Consider the following 9,027-nt stretch of genomic DNA (forward strand, 5'->3'; position numbering starts at 1 on the left):
CTGTAATCGGCCGTCGCACCCGGTGACGATCGTTGCGTGGCCGACGACTTGGAACAGCTTTTCGCACGGCAGGGTGGAGTGGCGACCACTGCTCAGCTGCGGACCTTAGTGAGTCGCAGTCAACTCGACACCAGGGTCAATCGCGGCGACTTGGTGAAGGTCTGGGCCGGCGTGTACAGCAGGGACGAACCCGATGGACTGACCCGCCTGCGCGGGCTGGATCTGCGCGCCGGCGAGCCCGTCGCGGTCTGTCTTGGCACCGCAGCGTCCGCGTACGGCTTCGACACCGAGGAGCCCGCGGATCTTCACGTCCTGAATCCCTTGCGGCATCAGCTGCGAAATTCGGATGGCCTCGTCGTGCACCGTCGGGAAGGAGCGCCGCTCACGGAGGTCGACGGCAGGCCGGCGACGACGCCGGAGTGGACGGCGGTCGAGATCGCCCGTGGCTTGCGGCGTCCGCGTGCGTTGGCCACCCTGGACGCTGCATTGCGAAGCGGCACGTGTGATCGTCGGACGCTCGAGCGTGCCGCCGCGATGCAATCCGGTCGGCGGGGCATCGTGCAGGTCCGCGACCTCATTGCACTCGCCAGACCGGAAGCTGAGTCGCCGATGGAAAGCGAGGCACGCTTGGTGATGATCGATGGCGGGTTGCCGATGCCAGAGTTGCAGTACGAGGTGATCGATCGCTCGGGCCGCCTGTGGCGCGTCGACTTTGCCTGGCCTGACGGCAAAGTGGCTGTCGAGTATGACGGCTTCGATTGGCATAGTGATCCGGACGCATTGAGGCGTGATCGACAGAAGCGCGCTGCCCTTCTCGAGATGGGCTGGTCGGTGATGTCGATCGTGGCCGACGACGTCAGAAGGCGGCCCTGGGAAACGGTGCGCCGCATCGAGTTCGACCTGCAGCGGTCGCAGGTGGCGTGAGCGTGCGTGAAGTCCGGTTCGCGCTCGGCGTGTCGCCCTCCGACACGCACGCTCGCGCCAGAGAAGGAGACCTAGAAGCGGCCGCCGCCACCGCTGAAGCCGCCGCCGCCCGAGCCGCCGAACGACGTCGGACTCCAGCTGCCGCCGCCAACGCTTCCGCCGATGCCCCCGCGCAGGGCCCCGGACAGGATGTTGCCGATGATGATGCCGCCGAGCACCGCGCCCATGTTGCCGCCACCGCCTCCGCCGTAACCGCCGCCGGTGAACGTGCGCTGCGCGTTCTGGACGTCCGCATTGGCCAGGGTTTGCGCCTGGGCCGCCAGCATCGACGCGCCGTTGGCGTGCGCGAGCGCCTCCGACAGATTCGTCGTCCGCTTGGCGACGGCCGCCTCTAGCTGCCGCATCGCTTCCGACAGCCGGGTGCGGGCCTCGGGGCCGACGCTGCCGCGGCGGGTATCGATGTAGTCCGACACCGATCGCACCCGCGACTGCGCCGTGAACAGCGCCTCGTCGAACGCGCGGCTCAACCGCTCACTGGCCTCGCGCTCCTGGCTGACCATGGCCAGCAGCCGGTCGAGTTCGGCGTCGGCCTGGGTCAGGTGAGTGAACGCGCCGAGGGGATCGGCGTTGCCGGTGTTCTGCGCGTTCGACACCGCCGTCACGGCGGCATCCCTGGCAGCGCTGAGTTCTCCTTCATGTGGTGCATCGCCTTTGGCGAGCTGGGCGGTGGCCTGGTTGATCCCCGCCTGCGTGTCGGCGATGGCCGACGGCAGGGCAGCGACCGCGCGGTTGATGTCGGTGGCGGCGCTGTCGACGGCGTCCAGCAGGACGCGGGCCTGACCCAGCGCGGACTCCGCGGCGCGAATCGCATCCACCAGTCCGCCCTGACTGCCCGCGGGCCGCGCGACCAGCGCGCGCGCTGTGCTGATGTTCTGGTCGGCGAACGTCAGCCGCTGTTTGGCGGTGTCGACGTTGCCTGCCACCGCTGCAAGCGCCGTGTCGGCGAACTGCGCGTGCAGGCCGGTCAAGGTCTGCTGTGCGGGTTCGAGGCGCGCGGTCAGATCCACCATCTGCTGGGTCAACGCATCCAGCCGGGTCGGGGCGTTGACGATCAGGTCACGCAACTGCTGGAACGCCTCGCGCTGCGCGTCGAGCTCGCGGTCCGCCTTCGCCGCCGCCACGATCACGCGGGTCAGCAGATCGCGCCGCTGTTGCGGCGTCTCGGGCACGGCGTCATCGAGGATCTGGCGGACGTTGAACGCCTGCGCGAGCGTCGTCTTGGCGTTCGCCACGGCCGCGGTGAACGGCGCGGTGTCCCGCTCGCCGAATTCCTCGACCGCCAAGGCCAATTCGTTGTCGCTGGTGCGCACCGCATTGTCCACTTCGACGACGATCGAGCGGGACAGGTCGTCGAGCGTGTCGATGGACAACGACGCCATCGCGTTGGCATCCGCGGGATCGACGCGTTGCGCGGCGGCGAACTCCGCATCGCGACGCTTGCGGCGCCGTCGGCGCCGCCACCACAGCAGGATCAGCACCGCGATGGCGATGACGGCCAGGATGGCCACCAGGCCCACCCAGGTGAACCCGCCGCTCGACGACGTCTGCGTCAGGCCGTTGGCGGCGGCAACCGCAGCGCCTGCCCAGTCGCCGCGGCGCAGCGCCGGTTCGACGTCGTTGCGGCGCAACGTGTCCACGTCGACTCCGCCGGTGGCGGCGTCGGGAACCAGGAGCGCGTAGGCGCGGTCACCGGTGGCGACGGCGAGAATCGCGTCCTCGTCCTGTAAGTCGCTGATGCGGTAGGTGTTTCGGGCCCACGTCTCGGCTGCTTGACCGGAGAACGAGTCGACGTAGACGACCCACAGCCGCACCCGGCGGGCGGTGTAGAGGCTGTCGACCGCGCTCTGCACCTCGGTGCGGCCGGTGGCGCTCAGCGCGTCGGCGTTGTCGGTGACGTAGTCGGAGAGCCGGAAGGGCGCATCGGCCCGGGCCGTCGGGGCGGTCGGCGCCATCACCAGGCCCGCGGTGACCACCGCCAGAACCACGCTGAGAAGGCGGGCCACCCCAAGTCTGCTGCGCATGACCGTCAATCTAACGACCTCTCGGCGGTGTGGTGGCGGAGCGGGCCATCGGTCACCAGGCCTGACCCCGGCGGGACCGGCGCACGGTGCTGGCAGACTGTGCGTCGGTGATTACTAGCAGCGACCCCTACGACGACTTCGACCGCCAGCGCATGGTGGCCGAGGAGCCCAAGGGTGCCGCATTGCCGGGCACCGACAACGAGCACCGCACGGACTTCGCCCGTGACCGCGCGCGAGTGCTGCACAGTGCCGCCCTGCGTCGACTGGCCGACAAGACGCAGGTCGTCGGTCCGCGGCACAGCGAGACGCCGCGCACCCGGTTGACGCACTCGCTCGAGGTCGCTCAGATCGGGCGGGGGATGGCGGTGGGGTTGGGCTGCGATGCCGACCTGGTCGACCTCGCCGGCCTGGCCCACGACATCGGCCATCCGCCGTACGGCCACAACGGGGAGCGGGCGCTCAACGAGGTGGCCTTCGACTTCGGCGGCTTCGAGGGCAATGCGCAGAACTTCCGCATCCTCACTCGACTGGAACCGAAAGTGCTTGACGGGCAAGGTCGCAGCGTCGGACTGAACCTGACCCGGGCGGCGCTGGACGCCGTCACCAAGTACCCGTGGTTCCGGGGCGAACGGACCAGCAAGTTCGGCTTCTACGCCGACGACGCTCCCGCGGCGGCCTGGGCACGGTCCGGCGCGCCGGAGGAGAAGCCCTGCCTGGAGGCCCAGGTCATGGACTGGGCCGACGACGTCGCTTACTCCGTGCACGACGTCGAGGACGGCGTCGTGTCGGGTCGCATCGATCTGCGCGTGCTGGCCGACGACGACGAGGCCGCGGCGCTGGGCCGGCTCGGGCAGGCCAGCGGGATGGGTTCCGGGTTGAGTGCCGACGACCTCGTGGCGGCGGCGGAGCGGCTGTCGGCGCTGCCGGTGGTGAGTGCCGTCGGCAAGTACGACGGGACGCTGAGCGCATCCGTCGCACTGAAGAAACTGACCAGCGAGCTGGTTGGTCGGTTCGCGTCGGCGGCCATCAAGGCGACCAGGGAGGCTGCGGGTCCCGGCCGGCTGGTCCGGTACGAGGCCGACCTGTCGGTGCCGTCGCTGGTGCGCGCCGAGGTCGCCGTGCTCAAGATCCTGGCACTGCAATTCATCATGTCCGACCCGGCGCATCTCGAACTGCAGGCGCAGCAACGGATGAGGATCCATCACGTCGCCCAGTTCCTGCTGGCCCGGGCGCCGTCGACCCTCGACCCCATCTTCGTGCCGGAGTTCAACGACGCCGCCGACGACGGCGCCCGCCTGCGCGTGATCCTTGACCAGATCGCGTCCTTCACCGAGGGGCGCCTGGAGAGGCTCGAACCCGCGTAACGGGCCCGCCGCGCGCGCATAGACTGTCCCGGTGGCTGGACCGGCGGGCAGGAGCGAAGCGACCAGGGGTCGTGGGCGGATCCCCGACCGTGACATCGCGGCCATCCGGGAACGGGTCCGCATCGAGGAAATCGTGGGCGACTACGTGCAGTTGCGCCGCGCAGGCGTCGACTCGCTCAAGGGCCTCTGCCCGTTCCACGACGAGAAGTCGCCGTCGTTCCACGTCCGGCCCAACCACGGACACTTCCACTGCTTCGGCTGCGGCGAGGGCGGTGACGTCTACGCGTTCCTGCAGAAGATCGAACACGCCTCGTTCGTCGAGTCGGTGGAGATGCTGGCCGACCGGATCGGCTACACCGTCACCTACACCGGCTCCTCGACCACCAACGTGCAACGGGACCGTGGCAGTCGCAGCAGGCTGATCGCCGCCAACGCGGCAGCGCAGGAGTTCTACGCCGAGGCGCTGAAGTCGCCCGAGGCTGCGGCGGCCCGGCAGTATCTGGTCGAGCGCAACTTCGACGCCGAGGCGGCCGCCAAGTTCGGCTGCGGCTTCGCCCCGTCGGGGTGGGACACGCTGACGAAGCACTTGCTGCGCAAGGGATTCGAGTTCAAGGAACTGGAAGCCGCAGGCCTGTCGCGGGAGGGCAAGCGCGGCCCGATGGACCGCTTCCACCGTCGGCTGCTGTGGCCGATCCGGGTGTCCTCGGGCGAGGTGATCGGCTTCGGCGCGCGGCGCCTGTTCGACGACGACGGCATGGAGGCCAAGTACGTCAACACGCCCGAGACGGTGCTGTACAAGAAGTCGAACGTGCTGTTCGGGCTCGACCTGGCCAAGCGCGACATCGCCAAGGGACATCAGGCCGTCGTGGTCGAGGGCTACACCGACGTGATGGCCATGCACCTGGCCGGGGTGACGACGGCGGTGGCGTCGTGCGGCACCGCGTTCGGCGAGGAGCACCTGTCGATGCTTCGCCGACTCATGATGGACGACAACTTCTTTCGCGGCGAACTGATCTACGTGTTCGACGGCGACGCCGCCGGTCGCGCGGCCGCGGTGAAGGCGCTCGAGGGGGAGCAGAACCTGGCGGGCCAGTCGTTCGTGGCGGTCGCCGACGACGGCATGGATCCGTGCGACCTTCGGCTCAAGTCCGGCGACGGCGCGCTGCGCGACCTGGTGGCGCGCCGAACCCCGTTGTTCGAGTTCGCGATTCGCACGGCGCTCGAGGAGCACGACCTGGACAACGCCGAGGGACGGGTCAGCGCGCTGCGCCGGTGCGTTCCGATGGTGGCGAAGATCAAGGACTCGTCCCTGCGCGACGAGTACGCGCGTCAACTCGCCGGCTGGGTCGGCTGGGAGGACGTGGCTCAGGTCATCGGACGGGTGCGCGAGGAAGCCGGCCGGCGTCCCGGCCGGGGCGACGGGCGGCGCCAGACTGCTGCCGAAACGGCCCGCGGGCGCGCGAAGACGGCGCCGTCGGCGGTCGGCAGGCCCAACCCCCGCGACCCCACGTTGTGGCCGCAGCGCGAGGCGCTCAAGTCGGCACTGCAATACCCGGTGATCGCCGGGCCGGTGTTCGACGCGTTGACCGTCGAGGGCTTCACCCACCCCGCGTACGCCGCGGTGCGCAGGGCGGTCGCGGCAGCCGGTGGCACGGCGTCCGGGCTGTCCGGAGCCGAGTGGATCGAAGCCGTCCGCGACCAGACGGGGTCGCCGGAGGCGGCCAACCTGGTCAACGAACTCGGGGTCGAGGCCATCCGCGTCGACGACGACGAGCGGTTGCCGCGCTACATCGGCGGTGTGCTGGCCCGGCTGCAGGAGGTGTGGGTGGGCAGGCAGATCGCCGAGATGAAGTCCAAGCTGCACCGCATGTCACCGGTCGATCAGAACGACGAATACCTGGCGCTGTTCGGCGACCTGGTCGCTATGGAGAACTACCGCCGCAGCCTGCTCGAACAGGCCAGCGGCGACGACCTTACTGCGTGAGCCGATCGCACGCGCTAAGGTGATTTCGCTGTCAAACCACTGGGAAGGCACCTCATGACCATCCGAGCACACCGCTTCGTCGCAGCGGGCGCGCTGGCCGTGGCCACCGCCGCCGCTCCGATCGCCGTCGCGCTGTCCAGCGGCAATGCAGCAGAAACCGTCGCCGGACCGCCGTGCCTGGCCTGGTACGGCAACCAGGAGGACGGCGTCTGCCTGTCCTACTCCAACGGGCAGGGCGTCAACGTGGGCACCCCCGACTTCGGCCTGTACGGGCCGGAGAGCGGCGCCGCGAACGGTCGCGGAGGCGGCATCGGCGTCACCACCGGGCCGCTGCTGCCGGGCCAGACCTGGACCGTGCCGATCGGCTAACGCCCGTCGGCCCTGGCCTGCGACGTCGTGGGATGCAGCACGGACGTCTCGGCATCGATGGCAGTCAGATTCACCAGCGCCGGATCGGGTGAGACCCGATCGGCCAGTTTGCGGCGCCCGGCGTCGATCACGGCCTTCGTCCGCGGGCTGCCCGTCACCGCGCGATACGTGCCGGCGATCTGTTCGTAGCGGCGCCGGCCTGCCTTGGCGCCCATGACATAGCCCACGGCCAACACGACGGCTACTCGGATCACAGGACCCCTCCCACGTGACGATGCATTGCCTCCATCCTGCCTCACCGCGCGACGGGTGTCGGGACGAGGTGGCCGGTGCCCGATTCCGAGGTTCGCCCCCCGATACGCTAGAGTCATCCCTCGGTCGCGGGCAGTAATCCGCGAGTCGACGAGCATTCCCCTGTAGCTCAATTGGCAGAGCTTCCGACTGTTAATCGGACGGTTCCTGGTTCGAGTCCAGGCGGGGGAGCCAACCGTAAGCTCGCGTCATGCGGCTTCTCGGATTCCTTGCCGGCATCGTCATGGTCGGCCTCATCGCGGCGGGTTGCGGCTGGAGCCCACCGTCCGCGCCACCCCCCAAAGCCTGCGCGCCGTCCGATGGTCCCAGCGCAGCCACGGTCGAGCGCGCGGTCGCCGGATTGGGCGACGGCGGTTGGTCGGAGACCGCCAGGGGATACACGGGCGACTGCCGGCTGCACTGGGTGCAGGTCGCGGTCACCGGCGCGGCGCCCGATCGGCCGCAGCAGGTGCTGTTCTTCGACCACGACACTCCGCTGGGACCGGCGACGCCGCAGCCCCGGCCCTACATCAGCGTGACGTCGGCGGGTGATGACAGCGCATCAGTGCAGTACCAGTGGCGCCAGGGCCAAGACGCGGCCTGCTGCCCGACGGGCATCGGGACGGTGCGCTTCCAGATCGCCGACGGGAAGCTCAAGGCGCTGGACCCGATTCCCGGCGCCTGAAGCGACTCCCGCCTACTGCGCCGAAACTGCTAGCAGATCGTCGATCGGGCGGGCAGATTCATACGGTCAATGCAACATCCATCAATGTGGGAGGTTGCAATGCCGAGCGGTTACCGGGCGCCGTGGTGGTTGAAGCGGCAGTTCTTTGATCTGGTGTGCGGTGGGACGTCGGTGTTGCAAGCCGAGCGACAACTCGGTGTGTCCCGCACTGTTGGCCAGCAGTGGTGGCGTAAGGCTGGGGCCATGAAGCTACGTCTTGGCAGCGGTGTTCTGGGATTGGCCGATCCTGGTGATCTAGAGCGCGCCGGTGGCCGGGGGCACCATCTCAGTTACGACGAGCGCGTGGTCATCATGCGGGGTCGAGACCAGGGACTCAGGCAGGGCGAGATCGCACGCCAACTCGGCCGCGACCCGAGCGTGGTCAGCCGTGAGATCCGGCGCAACCGCAATCCCGACGGGGATTACCACGCGGGGTTGGCTCATGCCCGAGCTAGCCAGAATGCCAAGCGGCCCAAGGAGTTCAAGCTCAACGACACCCGGTTGTGCGCCACCATCGAAACCTGGATGGACGATGGGTGGAGCCCGAAGCTGATCGCTGAGGTCTTGGCACGTGATCATCCCGGTGACAAGCTGGCGCAGGTGAGCCACGAAACCATCTACAAGTGTCTCTACGTCCAAGGCCGCGGCCAGCTGCGCGCCGATCTCAACAAGTGCTTGTCGACCAAACGGGCAGCTCGCAAACCCCGTGGTCACACTGAGCGCCGCGGGAAGTTCAGCGATGTGATCACCATCAGCCAGCGTCCCGCCGTGGTGGATGACCGTGCGGTGCCCGGGCACTGGGAAGGTGACCTGATCCTGGGCACGGCGTGTGGCAGTGCGATAGGCACTCTGGTCGAGCGCAGCACCCGATTCACCATCTTGTTGCATCTGCCAGGCGATCACACCGCCGACTCGGTGGCCGCCGCGATGATCGAGGCGATGAATGAGCTGCCCGCTCATCTGCGCCGCACCATCACCTGGGACCGCGGCAGTGAGATGGCCAGCTGGCAGCACATCAGCCTGCAGTTGCAGGCCCCGGTCTACTTCTGCGATCCCCATTCGCCCTGGCAGCGTGGCAGCAACGAGAACACCAATCGGCTACTGCGGTTCTGGTTTGAAAAGGGCACCGACCTCAGCGGCTACACCAAAGCCGATCTCAAACGGGTCCAAGACAAACTCAACAGCCGGCCCCGACCCACCCTCGATCTCGACACCCCAGCCCAACGCCTAGCCACCCTCCTCAACCAAGCCGCCTAGCCGCGTTGCGATAGCCACTTGACTTTGAGGCGA

At 68.7% G+C, this 9,027-nt stretch carries 8 protein-coding genes and 1 tRNA gene; 7 read left to right on the forward strand and 2 right to left on the reverse strand.

The window, feature by feature from the left end; all coding sequences use genetic code 11:
• The first annotated feature begins 36 nt into the window (after positions 1-36).
• Positions 37-924, forward strand: a complete 888-nt coding sequence (locus tag N536_RS0106725; RefSeq protein ID WP_029112915.1) for a type IV toxin-antitoxin system AbiEi family antitoxin domain-containing protein — start codon at positions 37-39, stop codon at positions 922-924.
• 71 nt (positions 925-995) lie between these two features.
• Here N536_RS0106725 and N536_RS0106730 read toward each other — a convergent pair whose 3' ends face one another.
• Positions 996-3,005 (reverse strand): TPM domain-containing protein, encoded by a 2,010-nt coding sequence (locus N536_RS0106730; RefSeq protein ID WP_036435581.1) that lies wholly within the window; start codon positions 3,003-3,005, stop codon positions 996-998.
• A 107-nt stretch (positions 3,006-3,112) separates the two neighbouring features.
• Here N536_RS0106730 and N536_RS0106735 point away from each other — a divergent pair, with 107 nt between their 5' ends.
• The 3 genes from N536_RS0106735 to N536_RS0106745 are packed head-to-tail and all read left to right on the forward strand — an operon-like array spanning position 3,113 to position 6,722.
• Positions 3,113-4,369, forward strand: a complete 1,257-nt coding sequence (locus N536_RS0106735; protein ID WP_036435683.1) for a deoxyguanosinetriphosphate triphosphohydrolase — start codon at positions 3,113-3,115, stop codon at positions 4,367-4,369.
• A gap of 31 nt (positions 4,370-4,400) precedes the next feature.
• Positions 4,401-6,353, forward strand: coding sequence for a DNA primase (dnaG, locus tag N536_RS0106740; RefSeq protein ID WP_051574282.1), 1,953 nt, complete (start codon positions 4,401-4,403; stop codon positions 6,351-6,353).
• A gap of 54 nt (positions 6,354-6,407) precedes the next feature.
• Positions 6,408-6,722: a hypothetical protein gene (locus N536_RS0106745; protein ID WP_029112919.1), complete on the forward strand. Its 315-nt coding sequence runs from the start codon at positions 6,408-6,410 to the stop codon at positions 6,720-6,722.
• Here N536_RS0106745 and N536_RS0106750 read toward each other — a convergent pair.
• Positions 6,719-6,976: a hypothetical protein gene (locus tag N536_RS0106750; protein WP_029112920.1), complete on the reverse strand. Its 258-nt coding sequence runs from the start codon at positions 6,974-6,976 to the stop codon at positions 6,719-6,721. The genes N536_RS0106745 and N536_RS0106750 overlap by 4 nt on opposite strands.
• 156 nt (positions 6,977-7,132) lie before the next feature.
• Between N536_RS0106750 and N536_RS0106755 the strand changes: the two genes are divergently transcribed.
• The 3 genes from N536_RS0106755 (at position 7,133) to N536_RS0106765 (ending at position 8,994) form a co-directional block, all read left to right on the forward strand.
• Positions 7,133-7,208, forward strand: a tRNA-Asn gene (locus N536_RS0106755).
• A 16-nt stretch (positions 7,209-7,224) separates the two neighbouring features.
• Positions 7,225-7,698 carry an LppP/LprE family lipoprotein gene (locus N536_RS0106760; RefSeq protein WP_029112921.1) on the forward strand — a complete coding sequence of 158 codons (474 nt, stop codon included), beginning with the start codon at positions 7,225-7,227 and terminating at the stop codon, positions 7,696-7,698.
• Positions 7,699-7,797: 99 nt separating this feature from the next.
• The gene (locus N536_RS0106765; protein WP_029112411.1) at positions 7,798-8,994 is read left to right on the forward strand and encodes an IS30 family transposase; all 1,197 of its coding nucleotides are present in this window, start codon (positions 7,798-7,800) and stop codon (positions 8,992-8,994) included.
• Positions 8,995-9,027: the final 33 nt, after the last annotated feature.

The organism is Mycobacterium sp. URHB0044, from assembly GCF_000620625.1.
Classification (GTDB): Bacteria; Actinomycetota; Actinomycetes; order Mycobacteriales; family Mycobacteriaceae; genus Mycobacterium.

Excerpts from the sequence above, each read along its gene's own strand:
- N536_RS0106760 (WP_029112921.1), top strand. The coding sequence starts at position 7,225 with ATGCGGCTTCTCGGATTCCTTGCCGGCATCGTCATGGTCGGCCTCATC.
- N536_RS0106765 (WP_029112411.1), top strand. The coding sequence starts at position 7,798 with ATGCCGAGCGGTTACCGGGCGCCGTGGTGGTTGAAGCGGCAGTTCTTT.
- N536_RS0106745 (WP_029112919.1), top strand. The coding sequence starts at position 6,408 with ATGACCATCCGAGCACACCGCTTCGTCGCAGCGGGCGCGCTGGCCGTG.
- N536_RS0106730 (WP_036435581.1), bottom strand. The coding sequence starts at position 3,005 with ATGCGCAGCAGACTTGGGGTGGCCCGCCTTCTCAGCGTGGTTCTGGCG.